This window comes from Nocardia lasii (assembly GCF_042658545.1).
In the GTDB taxonomy this organism is placed as follows: Bacteria; Actinomycetota; Actinomycetes; order Mycobacteriales; family Mycobacteriaceae; genus Nocardia; species Nocardia lasii.
In genome coordinates this window covers 296,916-315,277 of the sequence record NZ_JBHSQN010000015.1, presented here as the reverse complement: position 1 = coordinate 315,277, position 18,362 = coordinate 296,916, and the positions used below count along the sequence as shown (strand labels likewise).

19 protein-coding genes are annotated in these 18,362 nt (G+C 67.8%); 7 read left to right on the top strand and 12 right to left on the bottom strand.

The window, feature by feature from the left end:
- Nucleotides 1-251 precede the first annotated feature (251 nt).
- The 3 genes from ACFP3H_RS23560 (at nucleotide 252) to ACFP3H_RS23550 (ending at nucleotide 2,819) form a co-directional block, all read left to right on the top strand.
- On the top strand, nucleotides 252-1,031 hold the full coding sequence (locus tag ACFP3H_RS23560; RefSeq protein ID WP_378609230.1) for an isoprenyl transferase: 780 nt from the start codon (nucleotides 252-254) through the stop codon (nucleotides 1,029-1,031).
- Between the two features lie 29 nt (nucleotides 1,032-1,060).
- The gene (locus ACFP3H_RS23555) at nucleotides 1,061-1,627 is read left to right on the top strand and encodes a hypothetical protein (RefSeq protein WP_378609228.1); all 567 of its coding nucleotides are present in this window, start codon (nucleotides 1,061-1,063) and stop codon (nucleotides 1,625-1,627) included.
- Nucleotides 1,628-1,727: 100 nt separating this feature from the next.
- Nucleotides 1,728-2,819, top strand: a complete 1,092-nt coding sequence (locus tag ACFP3H_RS23550; protein WP_378609226.1) for a hypothetical protein — start codon at nucleotides 1,728-1,730, stop codon at nucleotides 2,817-2,819.
- On the opposite strand, the gene coaA is transcribed toward ACFP3H_RS23550, so the two are convergent.
- Nucleotides 2,816-3,748 carry a type I pantothenate kinase gene (gene coaA, locus ACFP3H_RS23545; RefSeq protein ID WP_378609224.1) on the bottom strand — a complete coding sequence of 311 codons (933 nt, stop codon included), beginning with the start codon at nucleotides 3,746-3,748 and terminating at the stop codon, nucleotides 2,816-2,818. The two genes, ACFP3H_RS23550 and coaA, sit on opposite strands and share 4 nt — an antisense overlap.
- A gap of 208 nt (nucleotides 3,749-3,956) precedes the next feature.
- Between coaA and ACFP3H_RS23540 the strand changes: the two genes are divergently transcribed.
- Entirely contained in the window at nucleotides 3,957-5,168 is a 1,212-nt protein-coding gene (locus ACFP3H_RS23540; RefSeq protein ID WP_378609223.1) for a DUF885 domain-containing protein, read from the top strand.
- Between the two features lie 409 nt (nucleotides 5,169-5,577).
- Nucleotides 5,578-6,873, top strand: a complete 1,296-nt coding sequence (gene glyA, locus ACFP3H_RS23535) for a serine hydroxymethyltransferase (RefSeq protein ID WP_378609221.1) — start codon at nucleotides 5,578-5,580, stop codon at nucleotides 6,871-6,873.
- A 131-nt stretch (nucleotides 6,874-7,004) separates the two neighbouring features.
- Here the strand turns inward: glyA and ACFP3H_RS23530 are convergent, their stop codons facing one another.
- The 11 genes from ACFP3H_RS23530 to ACFP3H_RS23480 form a co-directional block, all read right to left on the bottom strand.
- The gene (locus ACFP3H_RS23530) at nucleotides 7,005-8,303 is read right to left on the bottom strand and encodes a hypothetical protein (protein ID WP_378609219.1); all 1,299 of its coding nucleotides are present in this window, start codon (nucleotides 8,301-8,303) and stop codon (nucleotides 7,005-7,007) included.
- Between the two features lie 6 nt (nucleotides 8,304-8,309).
- Nucleotides 8,310-8,522: a hypothetical protein gene (locus ACFP3H_RS23525; RefSeq protein ID WP_378609218.1), complete on the bottom strand. Its 213-nt coding sequence runs from the start codon at nucleotides 8,520-8,522 to the stop codon at nucleotides 8,310-8,312.
- A gap of 163 nt (nucleotides 8,523-8,685) precedes the next feature.
- Nucleotides 8,686-9,867, bottom strand: coding sequence for an RDD family protein (locus tag ACFP3H_RS23520; protein WP_378609216.1), 1,182 nt, complete (start codon nucleotides 9,865-9,867; stop codon nucleotides 8,686-8,688).
- On the bottom strand, nucleotides 9,864-10,451 hold the full coding sequence (locus tag ACFP3H_RS23515) for a hypothetical protein (RefSeq protein WP_378609215.1): 588 nt from the start codon (nucleotides 10,449-10,451) through the stop codon (nucleotides 9,864-9,866). Before ACFP3H_RS23515 ends, ACFP3H_RS23520 begins: the two co-directional genes overlap by 4 nt.
- An 11-nt stretch (nucleotides 10,452-10,462) precedes the next feature.
- The gene (locus ACFP3H_RS23510) at nucleotides 10,463-11,713 is read right to left on the bottom strand and encodes a hypothetical protein (protein WP_378609213.1); all 1,251 of its coding nucleotides are present in this window, start codon (nucleotides 11,711-11,713) and stop codon (nucleotides 10,463-10,465) included.
- Nucleotides 11,710-12,042, bottom strand: a complete 333-nt coding sequence (locus ACFP3H_RS23505) for a hypothetical protein (RefSeq protein ID WP_378609212.1) — start codon at nucleotides 12,040-12,042, stop codon at nucleotides 11,710-11,712. The genes ACFP3H_RS23510 and ACFP3H_RS23505 overlap by 4 nt, the downstream gene beginning before the upstream one ends.
- Nucleotides 12,039-12,641, bottom strand: a complete 603-nt coding sequence (locus ACFP3H_RS23500; RefSeq protein ID WP_378609211.1) for a DUF3558 domain-containing protein — start codon at nucleotides 12,639-12,641, stop codon at nucleotides 12,039-12,041. Before ACFP3H_RS23500 ends, ACFP3H_RS23505 begins: the two co-directional genes overlap by 4 nt.
- A gap of 3 nt (nucleotides 12,642-12,644) precedes the next feature.
- A complete protein-coding gene (locus ACFP3H_RS23495; protein WP_378609209.1) occupies nucleotides 12,645-13,031 on the bottom strand; it encodes a hypothetical protein in 387 nt (128 codons plus the stop codon).
- Complete coding sequence (locus ACFP3H_RS23490) at nucleotides 13,028-13,804, bottom strand: ESX secretion-associated protein EspG (protein WP_378609208.1); 777 nt, start codon at nucleotides 13,802-13,804, stop codon at nucleotides 13,028-13,030. The genes ACFP3H_RS23495 and ACFP3H_RS23490 overlap by 4 nt, the downstream gene beginning before the upstream one ends.
- Nucleotides 13,801-15,360, bottom strand: a complete 1,560-nt coding sequence (locus ACFP3H_RS23485; protein ID WP_378609206.1) for a hypothetical protein — start codon at nucleotides 15,358-15,360, stop codon at nucleotides 13,801-13,803. The genes ACFP3H_RS23490 and ACFP3H_RS23485 overlap by 4 nt, the downstream gene beginning before the upstream one ends.
- A 272-nt stretch (nucleotides 15,361-15,632) precedes the next feature.
- A complete protein-coding gene (locus ACFP3H_RS23480; protein ID WP_378609205.1) occupies nucleotides 15,633-15,905 on the bottom strand; it encodes a hypothetical protein in 273 nt (90 codons plus the stop codon).
- A 270-nt stretch (nucleotides 15,906-16,175) separates the two neighbouring features.
- Between ACFP3H_RS23480 and ACFP3H_RS23475 the strand changes: the two genes are divergently transcribed.
- The gene (locus ACFP3H_RS23475; RefSeq protein ID WP_378609203.1) at nucleotides 16,176-17,522 is read left to right on the top strand and encodes a PhoH family protein; all 1,347 of its coding nucleotides are present in this window, start codon (nucleotides 16,176-16,178) and stop codon (nucleotides 17,520-17,522) included.
- Nucleotides 17,523-17,703: 181 nt separating this feature from the next.
- Nucleotides 17,704-18,321: an LGFP repeat-containing protein gene (locus ACFP3H_RS23470; protein ID WP_378609202.1), complete on the top strand. Its 618-nt coding sequence runs from the start codon at nucleotides 17,704-17,706 to the stop codon at nucleotides 18,319-18,321.
- The last annotated feature ends 41 nt before the right edge of the window (nucleotides 18,322-18,362 follow it).

The window sequence follows — 18,362 nt, the reverse complement described above, 5'->3', positions numbered from 1 at the left end:
AGCAGTCCCCGAGAACATGGGTAACTCACCAACCACCCCAAAACACAACCCACCCCTCACCGCCGGCCCGGCACGCAACTCGCCCCGCCCCCACGCCCGGCAAAAGTCGCGGAGCAGTCCCCGAGAACATGGGTAACTCACCAACCACCCCAAAACACAACCCACCCCTCACCCCCGCCCCGACACGAAACTCACCCCGCACCCACGACCGGCAAAAATCGCGGAGAGGCGGGGGAGCGTAGGGTGCGGGCGTGGAGTTTCTTGGTCGGGTGCGTGGATTGCCGTACCGCATCTACGAAGCCAGGCTGTCCAAGCAGCTGGCAGACAAGCAGCACCCCCGCCATGTCGCCGTCATGTGCGACGGCAATCGCCGGTGGGCGCGGGAGAACAGGTTCACCGACGTCAGTCACGGGCATCGGGTCGGCGCGCTCAAGATCGCCGAACTGGTCGGTTGGTGTTCGGATCAGGGCATCGAGATGGTCACCGTCTATCTGCTCTCGACCGAGAATCTGCGCCGCGATCCCGAAGAGCTCGAGACCTTGTTCGAGGTCATCACCGATGTCGTCGAGGAGTTGTCCGCGCCCGAGCAGAACTGGAGCGTGCGGATCGTCGGTTCGCTGGCGGGGTTCCCGGAGTTGATCGCCAAGCGGTTGCGGGTGGCGGCCGAGCGCACCAGTGGGCGCGACGGCGTGCATGTCAATGTCGCGGTGGGTTACGGCGGGCGTCAGGAGATCACCGACGCGGTGCGGTCGCTGGTGCGCCAGGAGATCGCCTCGGGGGAGTCCGGGGAGAATCTGGTCCAGTCGATCACTGTCGACGCGATCGGCCAGCATCTCTACACCTCCGGTCAGCCCGACCCGGATCTGGTGATCAGAACCTCTGGTGAGCAGCGGCTTTCGGGTTTCCTGTTGTGGCAGAGCGCGTATTCGGAGATCTGGTTCACCGAGGCGTATTGGCCGGAGTTCCGTCGGGTCGACTTCCTGCGTGCCCTGCGGGATTACGCCGCACGTCATCGCCGCTTCGGCGTGTGATGTCGGTGGGGTCGCGTACCCTACGGCTAGTGCACCCCGAGCAGCCTTCTTTCATCAGCTATGAGGAATTCGGCAGGCGTTTTCTCGAGTACGCCGTCTCCGAGCAGCGCATCGCCGAGGCATTCGGTCAGCTCACCGGCGCCGCTTTCGATTTCGGGCCGATCGGGGTGGGTCCGGGTCGCTTGGCGAAGGTGATCGCGCAGGTGGAGTTGGGTCAGCCGCGCATCCTGCGTTTCGTCGACGCGTTCATCTCCTTCGAGTTGACCATTCCGCTGCATGTGGATCTGGTCGTCGATCTCGCGGTCGACCGGTCGCGTTTCCGGGTGGACGGCACCGTGCACCTGCATCTGACCGCGCGCACCGCCGATCCGCTGCGGGTGATCATCGATATCGCCGAGCCGCGTCCGGGTGATGTGCGGGTCAATGTGGCGAGCAGTTCCAAACGCGGTGAGCTGCTGCGGGTCCTGGCCAGTGTCGATCATGAGATCCGCCGGTTCGTGGCGCGCTATATCGCCCAGGAGATCCGCAAGCCCGAGATCGCCGCGGTCCGCAATATCGATGTGGCGACCAGGCTCGACGCCGCCTGGAAGTTGTAGCTCGTCTTCGGCTGTTGTGTCGGTGCGGTGGTTTAGGCTGCTGCGCGAGACAGGGGCCGAACGAGGAGTGCAGGGGACAGTGGTGCGCGGTGCGACGAAGTTGAGCGGTCCGAGATGGCGTGCGGTGATCGTGGTCCTGGCGGTGGTGGGGGCCGTGGCGGGATGTGGCGGCGAGGAGGACAAGCCCGCGCTGCCGGAACTCTCGACCGTCGAGGAGCCGGGTGATTCGGTGTTCGCCTATCGCACCGAATCCGAACTGGCGGTGATGCGCGGGGCCCAGATCCTGCGCGCCCCCGGCAGTTTCGGGTATTCGTCGGCGCCGGTGAGCTTCACCAGGAACGGTGATTTCGCGTTCGCGGTGGAGAAGAGCACCAAGACGCTGGTCGCCTTGAACGCCGTGGACGGGTCGGTCTCGCGCACGCCGTGTGAGTGCACCGACGCGGTGGCGCTGCGCGATTCGACGGTGGGGTGGTGGCGCGAGCCGGGCCAGATCATCGCGATGGACCTGGCGGGCACCGAGCCCGCCGCGCCCGAACGCGAGATCGCGCTGCCGGAGTCGCCGAGTCCGCTCACGGGCGGTGCGTGGGACGGGGCCGAACTCGTCGCCGCGAGCCCGGATTACCTGCTGTTGGCACGGATCGAGTCGCGGGGTCTGTGGTGGGAGAAGAGCCACCTCTACGCCATCGGCGCCGACGCCATCCTGCCCCTGGGCCGGGTGGAGGGCATCGATTCCGGTCTCTCGGCGGCCGCGGGCCCCGACGGTCACACCTTCGTGCTGGCGGGCGCCACCGCGCGCAGCGCCACGTGTGGCAGCGGCAATGTGGCGACCATCGACGCCGACACCAACGGCGTCCGCTCCCTGCCGACGCTGCCGGGTGAGTGCTCGGCCGTCTACAGCCCGCGCTGGACCGGCGACGGTTCCATCACCATCTCCACCCGTAAGTGGGCCGATCAGGTCGGCGCGCCGAGCGCGGTCGACCGGTTGCAGTCGGCGGCGCAGGGGTGGGCGCCGGTCGGGGAGTACCCGGTGATCGACATGCTGCCGCAGGTGCGGGGTTCGGTGGTCGAGGTCGTCGCGGGCGAGGCCACCGACGCGCGCGGCACCCCGAAGGGCATGCTCGTGATCCATCGCGGGCAGGCCCGCTCGGAAGTGGCCGAACACGTTGTCGCGCTGGGTGTTCCGATCGATTAGAGCTTGCGCAGGCGCAACCGGTTGATGGTGTGGTCGGAGTCCTTGCGCAGCACCAGGGTCGCGCGCGGGCGGGTCGGCAGGATGTTCTCCACCAGGTTGGGGCGGTTGGTGGAGTTCCAGATGTCGCGCGCCGCGGCGGTGGCCTGCTCGTCGCTGAAGGCCGCGTAGTGGTGGAAGTGGGCCTCGGGGTCGGCGAAGCCGGTTTTGCGCAGTGCGAGAAAGCGCTGCACGTACCAGTTCTCGATGTCCTCGATGCGGGCGTCGACGTAGATGGAGAAATCGAACAGGTCCGAGACCATCAGCCGCGGACCTGTTTGCAGCACGTTCAGGCCCTCGACGATGAGGATGTCGGGCTGGCGCACACAGTGTTTCTCGTCGGGCACGATGTCGTAGGACTTGTGCGAGTACACCGGCGCGCACACCTCGGCCGCGCCCGACTTCACCTCGGTGACGAAGCGCAGCAGCTTGCGCCGGTCGTAGCTCTCCGGGAAACCCTTGCGGTGCATGATGCCGCGACGGGTGAGTTCGGCTGTGGGATACAGGAATCCGTCGGTGGTGACCAGGTCGACGCGGGGGTGGTGATCCCAGCGCGCCAGCAGTGCTTGCAGCACGCGCGCGGTGGTCGACTTGCCGACCGCCACGCTGCCCGCGACGCCGATGACGAACGGCACCTGCTTGTCGGGGTGTTTCTCGCCGAGGAAGGTGGCGGTGGCGGCGAACAGTCGTTGGCGCGCGGCGACCTGGAGGTGGATCAGTCGGGCCAGCGGCAGGTAGACCTCGGCGACCTCCTCGAGGTCGATCTGCTCACCGAGTCCGCGCAGCCCGGTCAGCTCGTCTTCGGTCAGGACCAGCGGAGTCGACTTGCGCAGGGTGCGCCACTGGCTTCGGTCGAACTCCACGTAGGGGCTCGGCTCACTCATCCGTGCCACCTATCCGACCCACCGTTCGGTCGTCTCGGTACAGCCGGGCTGCCCGTCGGGTGAGATCCGGGATGACCCCGATAACGCTGACCGCATAGCGAGATTGTGCTCCGTGCTCGCCGTTCGCGCGCAACAGGGGGTTTGGCTACCGGCGGGTAACTAGCAACAATGCCGAGGTAAGGCGCCATTTTCCGGTCGACCCCGTAATGTCGGGCGGATGGGGTCTCATCCACTTGTCACTGAATACCTGCGCCTGGGGTTGGCTTTCGATCGTCTCGAAGAGGGGTTCGTCGACGCCTATACCGGCGATCCGCAGTTGCGTCGCGAGGTCGAGAACGCGCCTGTTCCCGAGCCCGCCGAACTCGCTCGACGCGCCGTGTCCCTGCGCGCCGAACTGCCCGACGCCGGCCTGTCAGCGCAGCGCACCGAATTCCTCGACGCGCACTTGGTGGCGATGGAGTGCTCGGCCCGCAAGTTCGCCGGGGAGCAGATCGGCTTCGTCGACGAGGTTCGCGCGTACTTCGACGTCGACATCGCCCCCGGCGACCCCGACGACTACCGCGAGGCGCACCGGCAGATGGACGAGGTGCTCGGCGGCGACGGACCGCTCGCCGAACGCGCCGCCGCCTACCGGCGCGGTGACGAGATCCCCCCGGACAAGCTCGCCGCCTGCGTGGAGGCGTTCTCCAGCGCGCTGCGCGAGCGGGTGCGCGAGCGCTACCCGCTGCCCGACCACGAGCAGGTCACCTACGAGGTGGTCGGCGACAAACCGTGGTCCGGTTTCAACTACTACCTGGGCAATTTCGCCTCGACGGTCGCGATCAACTCCGACCTCAAACAGCACATGGGCCACCTGCCCGCGCTGATCGCGCACGAGTCCTACCCCGGCCACCACACCGAGCACTGCCGCAAGGAGGCCGGGCTGGTCGCCGCGGGCGAGGACGAGCAGACGCTGTTCCTGGTCAACACCCCGCAGTGCCTGATGGCGGAGGGGTTGGCCGATCTGGCTCTCCAGTCGATCGTCGGACCCGGGTGGGGCGTGTGGGCGCAGGAGATCTACGCCGATCTGGGGCTGCGCTTCGACGGGGAACGGGCCGAGCGGTTCTCGACCGCGTCGGCGAAGTTGTTGAACGTGCGCCAGGACGCCGCGCTGCTGCTGCACGATCAGCATCGCGGCGAGGACGAGGCCGCGCTGTATCTACAGCGCTGGTTGTTGTCGACGCCGGAACGGTCACGGCAGATGCTGCGGTTCCTGTCCTCGCCGCTGTGGCGGGCCTATGTGAGCACCTACGTGGAGGGCTACCGCCTGCTGGGCGGGTGGCTCGACGGTGCGGTGGACGCGCAGGATCGGGTCGAGCGGTTCGGTCGGTTGCTCGACGAGCCGCTCACGCCGGGCGCGATCCGGCGCATGGGCGCGGTGACCGGGTGAGCGCTACTGGATGACGACGCAGCCGCCGGGGTTGAACAGCGAGCAGATCAGGTAGTTGATCTGTAGGAGCAGGGCCTCGATCGGATTGGAAGGAGCGATGGCGGGAGTTACAGGCATGGCTTGTCCTTCGGTCGGGGTCTAGGTGTAGATGACGCAGTTCTGGCCGCCGGTCAGGGTGCAGATCAGCTGTTGGATGGCCATGATGAAGCCCTCCAGCGGGCCCACGGGTGCGAAGTTCATACCTGTGTCATCGGTCACCCCCGGTCGAGGTGTTACGTCCGATTGCCCTGTTCGATGGCTATCGAACCTGGTCAGGCGGCTGTGATCCCGGTCTCTCCGGTGGCCGGATCGGCGCGGTTGCGGTATCCCCGTGCTGGGCCCGCGCACCCTCGGCAATAGACTCGATGCCGTGACGCAGACGACCGCTTCGGTGAATACCCAGTCTCTCGGTGAGCTCGATCCCGAGTTGGCCGCCGCGATGGCGGGCGAACTCGCCCGCGAACGCGACACCCTCGAGATGATCGCCTCGGAGAACTTCGTGCCCCGCGCGGTCCTGCAGGCTCAGGGCTCGGTCCTGACCAACAAGTACGCCGAGGGCTACCCCGGCCGCCGCTACTACGGCGGCTGCGAGGCCGTCGACGTGGTGGAGACCCTGGCTCGCGACCGGGCCAAGGAACTCTTCGGCGCCGAGTTCGCCAACGTGCAGCCCCACTCGGGCGCGCAGGCCAACGCCGCGGTGCTGATGGCGTTGATGAACCCCGGTGAGACCCTGCTCGGGCTGGACCTGGCCCACGGCGGCCACCTCACCCACGGCATGCGCCTGAACTTCTCCGGCAAGCTCTACGACGTCCACTCCTACGGTGTCTCCAAAGAGGACCACCGCATCGACATGGACGAAGTCCGCGATATCGCGCTCAAGGCCAAGCCGAAGGTGATCGTGGCCGGGTGGTCGGCCTACCCGCGGCACCAGGACTTCGCCCGTTTCCGGGAGATCGCCGATGAGGTCGGCGCCTACCTGTGGGTCGACATGGCGCACTTCGCCGGACTCGTCGCCGCGGGCCTGCACCCCTCCCCGGTCCCGTACGCCGACGTGGTGTCCTCGACCGTGCACAAGACCCTCGGCGGCCCCCGCTCCGGTCTGATCCTGGCCAAGCAGGAATTCGCCAAGAAGCTCAACTCCGCGGTCTTCCCCGGCCAGCAGGGTGGCCCGCTCATGCACGTGATCGCCGCCAAGGCCGCCGCGTTCAAGATCGCCGCCACCGAGGAGTTCAAGGACCGTCAGGTCCGCACCCTGTCCGGCTCGCGGATCCTCGCCGAGCGTTTGACCGGCGCCGATGTCGCCGCCAAGGGCATCTCGGTGCTCACCGGCGGCACCGACGTGCACCTGGTCCTGGTCGACCTGCGCAACTCCGAACTCGACGGCCAGCAGGGCGAAGACCTGCTCCACGAGGTCGGCATCACCGTCAACCGCAACGCGGTCCCCTTCGACCCGCGCCCCCCGATGGTCACCTCCGGCCTGCGCATCGGCACCGCCGCCCTGGCCACCCGCGGCTTCGGCGACGCCGAGTTCACCGAGGTAGCCGACATCATCGCCACCACCCTCGCCGGCGGCGCCGACCTCGACGCCCTGCGCGCCCGAGTCTCCCGCCTGGCCCAGTCCGTCCCCCTCTACCAGGGCCTGGAAGACTGGCGCCTGCTCGGCTGACCCGAAAACCGTTGTCCCACAGCCCCCGTCGACTCTGCTCGGCGGGGGCTGCGGCGTTCTCACCTCGACCCATGACGCGTTTCGGATACTGCCGGAGGACCTCTAGCGTGCCGCCGACACGGGAATTGTCTTCACCACGAAGCGAAGTGGTCTTCTCCGCGTTGGCGGTTCTGGCGGCGGCGGCGGAAGAAGACTTCCTCGGGGGACAGGGTGGTGAGGGCCTCGGTGATGCGGCTCAGGCGGGTGTCGTAGCGGTTTTCGTGGATGTGGCGTTCGATGCCCGCTTGCCATTCGGGGGACAGGCGGGCCCAGATCAGGGCGACGCGGGATTGGGCGGCGGGTTCGGATTCGGAGAGCAGTTGCAGGAGGGAGGGCCAGTAGGAGGCGTCGGTGGCGTGGGCGGGCAGCGCGGCGACCGAGGCTTCGTCGAGGTCGGCGAGGGTGGCGGCGATGTGGCGGCGCGAGGGTTCGCTCAGGCGGGCCGAGAGCGCGAACAATCCGCGCCACGGGTCGGCGTCGGTGTTGCCGTGCAGCGAGCGGACCAGCGCGCTGAGCACGCCGGGGTCCGCGAACTGCGGATTCGTCGACAGCGACCACAGCGCGACCGGTTGCATCCGCCCGATCACGGTGAGCAGGGCGGGCGCGCTGTTGCGGTAGACCGCGGTGAGCAGGAACCGGCCGACCTCGTGCACCGAACCGCGCCCGAACAGCGCGTCGCCGAGCGTGGCGGTCGCACTCGGTTCGATCTTGCACAGCAGCGCCAACATCGCGTGATGCAGGGCGGGCGGCCCGGCCAGCACCGTCTGCAACATGCCGGGAATTCGCTGGTACGGACCGGCGAGCAGCTGGCGCACGATCCGGGTCAGCGTGTGCGCGGGGTAGGCGTAGGCGGCGGTGAAGATCAGGCCCGCGTCGTCGAGGACGTTGCGTTCCAGCGCCGCGATCAGCGCCTCGTCGACCACCGAGAGGAAATGCGCCGCGGTGAGGTAGTCGCGGCGGCGCAGCAGTTCGTTGATGATGAGCGTGATCGGCTCGGGTCGGCCGTAGCGCATCAGCAGTTCGAAGACGTTCGGGTCGAGGTAGGGCGCGCCGTCGGCGGCGTAGATGGCGTCGACCATGCACAGCGCCTGCGCGCACTTCTCCGGGTGGCGCACGCCGACGGCGCCGAGGAACCTGGCCGCGAGCACCGGCGGAACCACCCGCTCGAACAGGTTGACCCCCAACGCGACCGGGAAGATCGGCACCACCGGGCTGACCCGGCGGAAGGTCTCGGCGTGCTCGTCGTGCAGCGCGCGCACCAACTGCTGTTGGATCGCCGCGAGGTGCACCGCGCCGAGCCGGGCCAGCGGCGCGAGGTGCTGCGGGGAGACCTGCAGGGTGCGGGCCAGGACCACGAGCTGGGTCTGGGCCTCGAGTTCGGTTTCGATCATGGTGACTCAGCCGCCGAAGATGATCTTGCGGGTGGTGTTGCGCAGCGGGCCCGGCATCGCGCTGAGCGCGGAATCGATGGCGCGCCGCAGCGCCCGTGCCTCGTTGGCCCGCGCGGCGTGGAACAGTTCGATCAGTTCTCTGGCTTCGGCCTCGGACAGCAACTCGAACGCGTGTACATGCCCGCCGACTTCACGCGCGAGCTCACGTCGATAGTCCATACGGACTGACCATTCCGTATTTCATTGCCCGCGTACGCGGTTCCGCCGAACTTTGTGTGTTCCGACAATCACATCCCGATCGACCTGTCGACCCGACAACCTCGCTGACGACACGCGAATTGCGGGTTGTCCTCGCAGGGAGAAACGCCGCCGATACCCAGGCTCAGGCGTCGATGGCACCGTTGCCCACGGCATCGGGGATGCGGCCGGTGGTGGTCGGTTCCTGGGTCGGCGGTGTTGTCCGTGGCGATCGCATATCGGCGGTGCGCACGGCGGGCAGGAAGTATCGCTGCGGGCGTTCGGCGAGTTCCAGCGGTATGTAGGTCACCGCGAACATGCTGTAGACCCACGACCAGAACAGGCGCCGAAAGGGCGGATAGTGACCGGTGTCGCGGTCCACGATCACCAGGTCGAAGATCAGTTTGCCGAAGGTGGCGTGGGAAAGGTGTTGCAGCACAACACGGTCGAGAAAGGAAATGACCGTGAACGCACCGAGTGAGACCGCCACACTCAGGTCCAACTGCTCTGCTCGCGGCTGCGTCACGGCGGCGATCGCGACGGCGAAGCCGACGGCCAGGCCCACATGGACGGTGACGTCGAACAGGTACGCGAGCGTGCGTCGCAGTTTTCGGGGTGTGGGATAGCGGGAATCGCCGGTACCGCCGAAATCGGGCGGGGGTTCGGGTTTCGGGGTGCTCGGGGGAACCATCACCAACCGGCCGTCTACGCGGTGGACGGTGAATCCGTTCGCGGTGACTTTCGTCGGAAGGTCGGTGGTCGTGTCGACGATCTCGCGCTGTGGCGGAGCCGGTGTGGACGCGGTCAGGAATGTCGGCGTGATCTGTGTCAGTGGGCGGTAGGCCAATTGGGTGCGACGACCGCCCGGCAGTGCGATGAGTCCGACCTTGTCCGGCCGACCGGCGAACCACACCACCTGATCCTCGCCGGAGAAGACCTGGTATATCCATTTCCGCAGAACCAGCGTCCCGGCGGCATTCCCGTCGGAATCGATCAGGCGAACCCATTCCGATATCTGATAGCGACAGGACTCGAGCCGGAATTCCCGCCAGCGATGCCGCGCCGCGATCCACCGTCTGATCGAGGTTCGGGTCATGACCAGACCGATCCAGGTCAGTGGGAGGATGGCGAGAAAGGCCGGGACGCCGTTGTTCGAGGCGGCGGTCGACGATTCGAGGATTCCGGATTGATGCAGGAACAGCGGAATACACGCGATTCCACCGGCGAGAATCAGGAGCGCGCGCAGCGTGGTCCATGTCAGGGTCCACAGGGTTCGCGCAGTGAGCCAGGCTCGTGGCAATGGGGCGGCGGTGTCGGAAAGGCTCATAGCGCCAGGCTGCTGACAGTGTCGCCGGGTACCCGGAAACGCATCGAGGTGGCCAGCGACATCATCATCGTCCGAAAATACGCGCCGTAGGCCACATCGGCGGTCGAGAATATCGCCGCCGCGATCCTGGTGCCGTCGTCGGCGACGACGATCGCTTCGATCTGGTGGACGGTGGCGGCGAGGCGATCGTGCTCGTCGCTGTCCGCACCGACGAGGAAGGTAGGGGTCGACTCGGTGAAAAGGACAGTCCGGCCGTCCAATTCGACCGGCTCCACGTAGGTACCCGGCTTCGATCTGTCCGTGACCAGTTCGGCGACGACCAGGCGCGGGTTGCGTTCGGGTCCGTAGCCGAGGTCGGAAATCGTGAGCCAGGACGTGACCACGGTGCCGTCGGGTGCGGTGTGCCTGCCGATTCCGCAGTAGCCGGTGTGCTGGGCGCGCAGTTCGGCGAGCAGGTTCCCGATCGCCGGTGCCACCTCGGCGAAACTCTCCCGCGCCTCGGACGGCACGAGATTCTCCGATGCGTCGATGGCGGTCTGAATGTCGTTGAGCGGCAGTTCGTGATACCCATCGGGCAGTTTCACGGCGATCATGATCAGCCCCAATCGTCGTTGGACGCGTCGACGGACTTGTAGGAAGCCCCGGTGAACCGTTGGATCACCGCGAGTGCTCTGGCCGGGCTCGCCTCGTCGAAGTGCTTACCCTCGGCGGTGGTGAGCTGCAGCAACGAGTGCACGCCGTTCGTGGCGCCGGAGGAGGCCAGACTGTCGGTGGTGCCGAGGATGTTGCGATCGGTGATCGCCCTGGCGACGAAACCCGGATCGCTCGCCGCCTCACCCCAGGCGTGCCAGGTCTGGCCGAAACGACCGAGATCGTCGACACCCCCGCCGACGGCCGCGACCTTTCCGGCCTTCACCACGCCACCGACTCCGGGAATGATGCTCAGCGCGTCACCGCCGACGGTCGCCGCGGCCCCGGCCTTTTCCTTCCAGCTGCCGTGGAGCAAATCGTCGCGCAGTTCGTCGTCGGTGGCGTCCAGGGCCAGGGCGCCGACGCCGGCCGCGAGCGAGACCGCGAGCGCGATGCCGTTGATCGGCGGCGGGGTGACGATGGCCAGCAGACCGCCGACAGCGGCTGTCGTCGAGAGCACCGTGTGGATCTGGTCGCGGTTCTCATCGACCCAGCTCCACAGATCCGAGATCCGGTCCCAGAGGCTCTTGTCCGGTTCGCTCGGGGCGAAGTTGGCGGCGGCGTCGAGTTCGGTGGCGACGGTTCTCGCCTTTGCGGAGTGGGTGGTGTGCAGGCTGGTGGCGCGGGCGAGGATGGCGTCGATGGTGGTTTGGCACTGGTTGACCGTGCCGACCGCGGCGCTGAGTTTGGCGCCGGCCGCGTCGAGGCGGGCTTGGGCGGCGGCCAGCTGGTTCGAGTCGGTGAAGGTTTGGTTGGCCAGGTTCAGGTCGGGGTTCGATTTGGCCTGTTGGAGTGCGGTGACGGCGTTGGTGTGCTCGGCGCGGGCGGTGGCGGCTTCGAGTTCGAGGTTCTTCGCGGTGTCCTGGAAGGCGATCAGGTCGGCGTGCCAGGTGCTGATCAGGTCGCGCGCGGTCAGGAGGGCGGCGCCGGCGAGCTCGAGGTCCCGGGCGAGGGTGGCGTCGAAGTTGTCGCGAAAAGCCTCGCCCCCTTTGCCTTTCCAGACATCGTCGGTGCTGTTGCGCAGGCGGTACAGCAGGGCGTTGGTCTCGGTGATCGCTTCGGCGGCGGCTTCGACCTTCGCGCCGAGGGTGGCGACCTGGGTCGCGTCGCCGGGGGTGGGGTTGAAACCGAGATTGGGGTAGGGGTTCGCGGTCATCGGCCTGCCTGCTCGGAGACGGCCGGGTCGAGCTGGGCGCCCGCCATGGCGAGCATGAGGGCGACCGTGCGGTCGAGCTCCTGGTACTTCTGGCTGCACTGGGCGACACCGTCGGCGGTGACGCCGGCCGACTCGGAGATCCGTTCGATGCCGAACTGCCACTTTCGCTGGAAATTGTCGGCGGACTCGTTGAGTTTCGCCGTGCCGATATCGGCGTTGCTGTCCTTGGACATGGCTTTCATGGCGTCGGTGAGGACCTGCTCGGAGCCGCGCAGGGATTGGGTTGTCTTGTCGAGCACGTCGATGTCGACTTTCAGGAAGTCGGTCATTTTCCCTCCTTCGGGAGTGCGGCTTCGACGGTGCGGGCGGCTTCGTCGATGTGGTCGCAGGCGACCCAGTCGGTGAACGCGATGGCGCTGGAGACGCGCACTTCGATCGTGGCGTCCGGGCCCGGCATCGCTATGTAGCAGGATTCCGCCGCGCGCGTTCGGTGGAACAGGGCTTCCTTCCCGTTCACCGTGGTCGGCCGGGCATCCTCGTAGTCGCGGGCACGCATCTCCTCGAGAGTCACGTTCGTCGAGGAGATGGTCAGATGGCCGACCTGTAGTTGTTGACCGCGCACCGTTTCCGATCGAGTGAAGTCGCAGCCGATGAACGCGTAGTCATCGAACACGTAGTCCGATCGTTCTCTCGTCGTCGCGACGAAACCGAGCGCGGTCGGGACCGCGTCGTCGATGCGGGCACAGGGGTCGAACCGAACCGGTTGACGGTTGCTCGCCGGTTGGGCGGGCGCGGGAGAGACAGGTGCCATGACCGTGACACTCGGCAGGGCGGAGGACGGAGTTCCGTTTTGTTCGGACTGTGGCGACGATGAGCACGCCGCCACTGCGAGCAGGCCGCCTACGATCAGGGGAATGAATCGCCGCATGGTCTAGGACCGCCCGGTGACTTCTCGGCCGAGAGCGGCGATTCGACGCTTGCTCAGCTCGTCTGCCTCGGTCACCTGGCCGGCGGCACGGAGCAGCCCTTCCTGCATCTGCATCGCCGCGTCCATGAACTTCGCCAGCATGCTGATGCCGTCGGTCGCCTTGGTCGCGAATCCCCGCTCGAGCTCAGCCGCTGAGGGAAATCCACCGAATCCGCTGACATTCTGTGCCTTGTCGAACTTGACCCTGAGTGCGGTCAGATCCTGAATCATCGTGTCGTACGACGAGACAACCGCTTTCACCGCCGCTTCATCGAAACTGAACACACCTGCCCGAGCGGATTCGGTGAACGCCGAGATCTCGGCCTGTCCGTACTCGAATTCGATGCTCATCGGTAATCCCCTCGTTTCGGTGGTGCGTGGAAATGCCCGCGCCGACTGATCTCGCGGGCGATCGTGGTGCGGTCGGCGGGGATGACGGTGGTGTCGTTGTCGTCGACCTCGACGAGGTAGCGTCCGCTCGCGAATTGGCCGGGGGGAACGTCGATCCAGCTCAGGTACTGGATGGGGCGGTGGGTGCCGGGGTCGCGTTCGATGACGAAATAGCCTTCGGCGCTGCGGCGGCGGTGCATCAGGGTGCGGATGCGTTCCTCGGCGGGTAGGCGGCCTTGGGCGTCGCGGATCCAGGTCGTCGGCGGTTGTTCGCCGCGCACGCGCGGGGTGTAGGCGGTCATCGGGCCCGCCCCGCCGGGGGCGGCCTTGGGCAGGATCGCGGCCAGGTGCGCGGGGACGTGGGCGCGGGCGAGTAGGGCCAGGCGGATGGGTCCGCGGCCTTCGGTGGGGCAGATGCGCTGGGCGGCAACGACACCGAGACCGTCGAGGGCCGCGGCGTGGGCGCGGAACTCGGTGTCGCCGACGGTGCCGACGTAGGCGACGCGGGTGTCGCGGTTGGCCATGACCGCGAACGCCGCCGACAGGCCGCGGTCGGCACCCGGTGGGAAGCGTTGGCGCAGATGGGCTTTCATGCGATCGTCGTCCGGCTCGGTGGTCGGGGTAGTGCGGACCTCGAGCGGGTCGGGGTGGTCGTAGGCGTCGAGGCGGGTCTCCTGGCGCCACACCCAGGTGAACTCGTCGCCGGTGAGGGTCCAGGTCGGTGGGGTGCTCATCGGGCGGTGTGCTCGCTCCCGTTCGCGGGGGTGGGCGGTGGGCGGTCCTCGTGTTCGGCGAGCAGGGCCGCGATGTCGGGCGGCAGGGTGGGGGCGGTGGGTTCGATGCCGGTTGTCGGCGCCGATTCTGTTGGGGCTGTGGATGGTTCGGGAGTGGGTGGCTGGTCGAGGAGGGAGGTCACCGGTGCGGGGCGTGGTGTCGCCTCCGCCGGCTCGGGGTAGTCGTCGGCGCCGATGACTCCCGCGAGGGCGTGGGTGTCGTCGATGAGCTCCGGTTGCAGGCCGCGCAGGTAGTCCGGCGCGTAGTGCTCGTCGTCGGCGTCGCCGGGTTTGCGTCCGGCACCCGCGCCGGCGCCGGGCATCATGCCCATGCCGGGCATGCCGGTCGCGCGTGCCGCGTTCGCTCCACCGCTTGCCGCGAGTTGGCCACCGGCGGTGGGGGATTGGATCGGTGCGGGGGCGGAGTTCGGAAGCCCGGAGCCGCCCGGTGATCCACCGCTACCCAGTGGCGAACCCGCACCGCCGAGGGGCGCGCCGAGGCCGGACGGGGTCGGCGAGGTCGGGGTCGTCGCGGCGGGTGCCGTGCTCGCGGGGGACGTGTCGTCGGTCGAGGTGGGCGAGGTGGCTGTCGGGCTGGTCGGGGAGGTGGCATCGTCGTCGGAGGGCGTGTTCGGCGTCGGGGTGGTCGGGTCCTCGGTCGTCGGCGTCTCCGGTGTCGTCTCCGGTTGGGTCGGCGTCTGCTCGGTCGGGCTGACGGGTGAACCGGCGCTGGGCGCACCCGCCGACGGCGAACCTCCGCCGGAGCCGCCCGGACCGCCGCCGCCCTGTTCGGTCCCCGGCACCACGGAGTAGGACGGGACGCCGGAACCGGTCGGCGGAATCGTCGGGGTGTAGATCCGGTTCATGGCCGCCTGGGTGTCCAGTTCCGCTTGGCGCTGGGCCTGTCGATCGACCGTCGCGACCACCGGACTGTTCAGGCCCGGGATCACCTGGATGTAGTTCTCGTCGGCCACGGCCGCGCCGATCTGCGCGGTCGGCGGCTGCACGGCCATCCGGATCGCCTCCACCGCGGGGCCGACGATGTCGAGTCGGCTGGTCATGGCCTCGCACACCTGGGCCATTCGCAGAATCGAGGTATTGAGCGCCGCGATGCCCGCCCTGGCGGAATCGCCACTGGCACCGGCCCATTCGCCGAAGCCGAGCAGCGCATTGGCGGTGGTCTGGTGGGTGGTCGCGATGCGGGTGAGTTCGGTGTCGATCTCGTCCCACACGCCGCGCAGGGTGTCGATGGTCGTCACGCTCATCCCGCCCTGGCCGTCGCGGCCGTGGACGCCGTCGTAGATCTGCTGGTGGGAGTACCCGTCGAACTGGTCGAGGGTCTTCACATAGTCGGGATCGGTCCCCGCCAGCTTGTCGCGCAGCGCCTGGTCGACCGACTGCGTGCGCGAGAGCGCGTCGATGATGCGCTGGTTGCCCGGGAACACCTGTGCCAAGGCCGCCGGATCGAAGCTCACGATCGGAAACAGCGGATTGGGTGTCGGATCCTCGTCGGCCATGTGCCCCTCCCTCGGTGCGCCTTCGGTCGGCGGCGAGCCGTGCGTCGACTCGACGCGCGGAAGTGACGTCCGCACCCCGCCCCCAGTACCCGCAATGCCAGTTATAGATGGCATTGCGAAGCACCGCACATGATGCCATCTATAGATGGCATGCGCGAGCACGCTGCGTCGAAAACCTCAGTGGGATGGCACAAGCCGACGACGCGACTCAGGAGCTGACCGGTGAGGTCGCTCGGAGTCGCGTCGTCGGGAAGGCGGGGGAAAGGGGCGCGCTACTGGTGCTTGCGCAGGTAGTCCAGATAGGTGGGGCGAAGGACATCGGCGAGCTTGCCGTCGCCGGCGTGGAAGTAGTCGTCGATCATCGGCACGACGTATTTGATGTCGGCCTCGCTCTCCCCGAGATCGCCCGCCTCGGCCTGGGCCGCCGGGATCGACTTGAGCAGTTCCCACAGGAATTTCACATCGCCGTGGCGCACGGCCGTCTTCACGGCGCGGTCGTGCAGTTCCTTCGACGAGAGCGTGTCCAGATCCTGGTCATCGGCCATGTGCTCGACTGTAGCCCGCGTTAACGACAAATTCACGGACACGTCCCGCGGTCCGGCAGCGCGCTCGCGCGTTCGGCGGTAGCGTCGAAGATGCGGGCCGCGTCGGTGTGGCTCGTACGGGAGGTCCTGACCGTGACTGAGCAACTCAGTGCGAGAGGGCCGGCACCCGGCCCTCGTGGCGGTTGACCAGCGCGTCATCTGCCTACCAGGACGGACCGGTCCAGCGAGATCGTTCGCGCGGGTGTCGCGTGAACACATAAGGAGCCCACCGTGACTGCTACACGCTCCGTTTCCGCTTCCGCGAAGCACACGGCTCAGTCCTCCGGTCGAAAGACTTTCGTCGTCGACACTTCTGTACTGCTCTCCGATCCCTGGTCGGTCACCCGATTCGGGGAACACAGTGTGGTACTGCCGCTGGTAGTGATCAGCGAGTTGGAGGCCAAACGTCACCATCACGAACTGGGCTGGTTCGCGCGCGAAGCCCTGCGCATGCTCGACGACCTGCGTGTGCAGCACGGCAGACTCGACCAGGCACTGCCCATCGGCACCGAGGGCGGCACCCTCCAGGTGGAGCTCAACCACACCGATTCCTCGGTGTTGCCCGCCGGATTCCGTTCCGACACCAACGATTCCCGCATCCTGGCCTGCGCGCTGAACTTCTCGGCCGAGGGCGCGGACGTGGTGCTGGTGTCCAAGGACATCCCGCTGCGGGTGAAGGCGAGCGCGGTCGGTCTGGCCGCCGACGAGTACCACGCGCAGGACGTGGTGACCTCGGGCTGGGGCGGGATGGTGGAACTGGATGTCTCCGGCGCCCAGATCGATCAGCTCTACACCGAGGCCGTGATCGATCTCGACGAGGCGCGAGAGTTGCCGTGCCACACCGGCATCCGACTGCTCGGCAGCAGCTCGAGCGCGCTGGGGCGGGTCACCGCCGACAAGCGGATCCAATTGGTCAGGGAGCGTGAGGCGTTCGGCCTGCACGGGCGCTCGGCCGAACAGCGCATCGCCCTGGACCTGCTGCTCGACGAGAGCATCGGGATCGTGTCGATGGGTGGGCGCGCGGGCACCGGCAAGTCGGCGCTGGCGTTGACGGCCGGGCTGGAGGCCGTGCTGGAACGGCGCACCCAGCGCAAGGTGGTCGTGTTCCGGCCGCTGTACGCGGTGGGCGGGCAGGAACTGGGCTACCTGCCCGGTTCGGAGAGCGAGAAGATGGGCCCGTGGGCTCAGGCCGTCTTCGACACCCTCGACGGGCTGGCCAGCCGCGAGGTGCTCGAGGAGGTGCTCAGTCGCGACATGCTCGAGGTGCTGCCGCTGACCCACATCCGGGGCCGGTCGCTGCACGATTCGTTCGTGATCGTCGACGAGGCGCAGTCGCTGGAACGCAACGTCCTGCTCACGGTGCTCAGCCGCCTCGGCACGGGGTCGCGGGTGGTGCTCACCCACGACGTCGCCCAGCGCGACAACCTGCGGGTCGGCAGGCACGACGGCGTCGCGGCGGTCATCGAAAAGCTCAAGGGGCACCCGCTTTTCGCGCACATCACGCTCACCCGCAGCGAGCGCTCGCCGATCGCGGCGCTGGTGACCGAGATGCTCGAGGAGTACGGCCCGAACTCGTAGTCATCGGCAATCGTGCCGCGTCAGGGCCCGAATCCGTTTGATTACCGGAAATAGTGGGTAATATCCGGCACGACACCAATCCAGCAACGGCTCGGCGAATCGGTTCCGCCGGGCCGTTGCGGATGTCGGCAAGGCTCCATTCCGGGGTTCGCCCCTGGGGGCCACTCGCGAGAGGATGGATATGAACCACTTCGCTCGACGTACCGCTACCGGGAGCGCGGCCGTGCTGGCCGCGGCCGGCCTGCTGCTCGCCGCGGGCTGCAGCGACGACAGCAAGGACAAGGCCAACGACACCGTGGCCTCGGTGACCTCGGCCATGGGCGGCGGCAGCACCACCATGGCGCCCGGCTCCGGCGAGACCACCTCCGGCGCCGAGACGACCACCTCCGGTTCCGAGACCACCTCCGGCGCGGCCACCACCTCCGGCGCCGCCGGCTCCTCCACCACCATCTCCACCCCGAACGGCGACATCGTCGTCGGCGGCGAGGTCTACAAGAAGTACGTCGCGGTCGGCGGCGAGAACAGCCCGCTCGGCGACCCGGAAGAGGCCCAGGAATCCGGCCCCGACGGCGGCGAGTACCAGGACTTCGCGGGCGGCACCATCTACTGGAGCAAGGACTCCGGCGCCCACATCGTCTGGGGCGACATCCGCGAGGCCTGGGAGGAGGCGGGCGGCGCCAACGGCAAGCTCGGCTACCCGACCAGCGACGAGAAGGACATCACCGGCGGCAAGCAGAGCGATTTCACCGGCGGCACCATCACCTGGGTCGACGGTCAGACCACGGTCACCGAGAAGTAGCCCGAGACCGCGCGCGGGGGCCCGGATCGCCCCGTAGGCCC

Bases quoted from the DNA above. Each gene is read 5' to 3' on its own strand.
- ACFP3H_RS23530 (WP_378609219.1), bottom strand. From the start codon at position 8,303: ATGATCGAAACCGAACTCGAGGCCCAGACCCAGCTCGTGGTCCTGGCC.
- ACFP3H_RS23470 (WP_378609202.1), top strand. From the start codon at position 17,704: ATGAACCACTTCGCTCGACGTACCGCTACCGGGAGCGCGGCCGTGCTG.
- ACFP3H_RS23485 (WP_378609206.1), bottom strand. From the start codon at position 15,360: ATGGCCGACGAGGATCCGACACCCAATCCGCTGTTTCCGATCGTGAGC.
- ACFP3H_RS23525 (WP_378609218.1), bottom strand. From the start codon at position 8,522: ATGGACTATCGACGTGAGCTCGCGCGTGAAGTCGGCGGGCATGTACAC.
- ACFP3H_RS23505 (WP_378609212.1), bottom strand. From the start codon at position 12,042: ATGACCGACTTCCTGAAAGTCGACATCGACGTGCTCGACAAGACAACC.
- ACFP3H_RS23480 (WP_378609205.1), bottom strand. From the start codon at position 15,905: ATGGCCGATGACCAGGATCTGGACACGCTCTCGTCGAAGGAACTGCAC.
- ACFP3H_RS23510 (WP_378609213.1), bottom strand. From the start codon at position 11,713: ATGACCGCGAACCCCTACCCCAATCTCGGTTTCAACCCCACCCCCGGC.
- ACFP3H_RS23540 (WP_378609223.1), top strand. From the start codon at position 3,957: ATGGGGTCTCATCCACTTGTCACTGAATACCTGCGCCTGGGGTTGGCT.
- ACFP3H_RS23520 (WP_378609216.1), bottom strand. From the start codon at position 9,867: ATGAGCCTTTCCGACACCGCCGCCCCATTGCCACGAGCCTGGCTCACT.
- ACFP3H_RS23495 (WP_378609209.1), bottom strand. From the start codon at position 13,031: ATGAGCATCGAATTCGAGTACGGACAGGCCGAGATCTCGGCGTTCACC.
- ACFP3H_RS23490 (WP_378609208.1), bottom strand. From the start codon at position 13,804: ATGAGCACCCCACCGACCTGGACCCTCACCGGCGACGAGTTCACCTGG.
- ACFP3H_RS23500 (WP_378609211.1), bottom strand. From the start codon at position 12,641: ATGCGGCGATTCATTCCCCTGATCGTAGGCGGCCTGCTCGCAGTGGCG.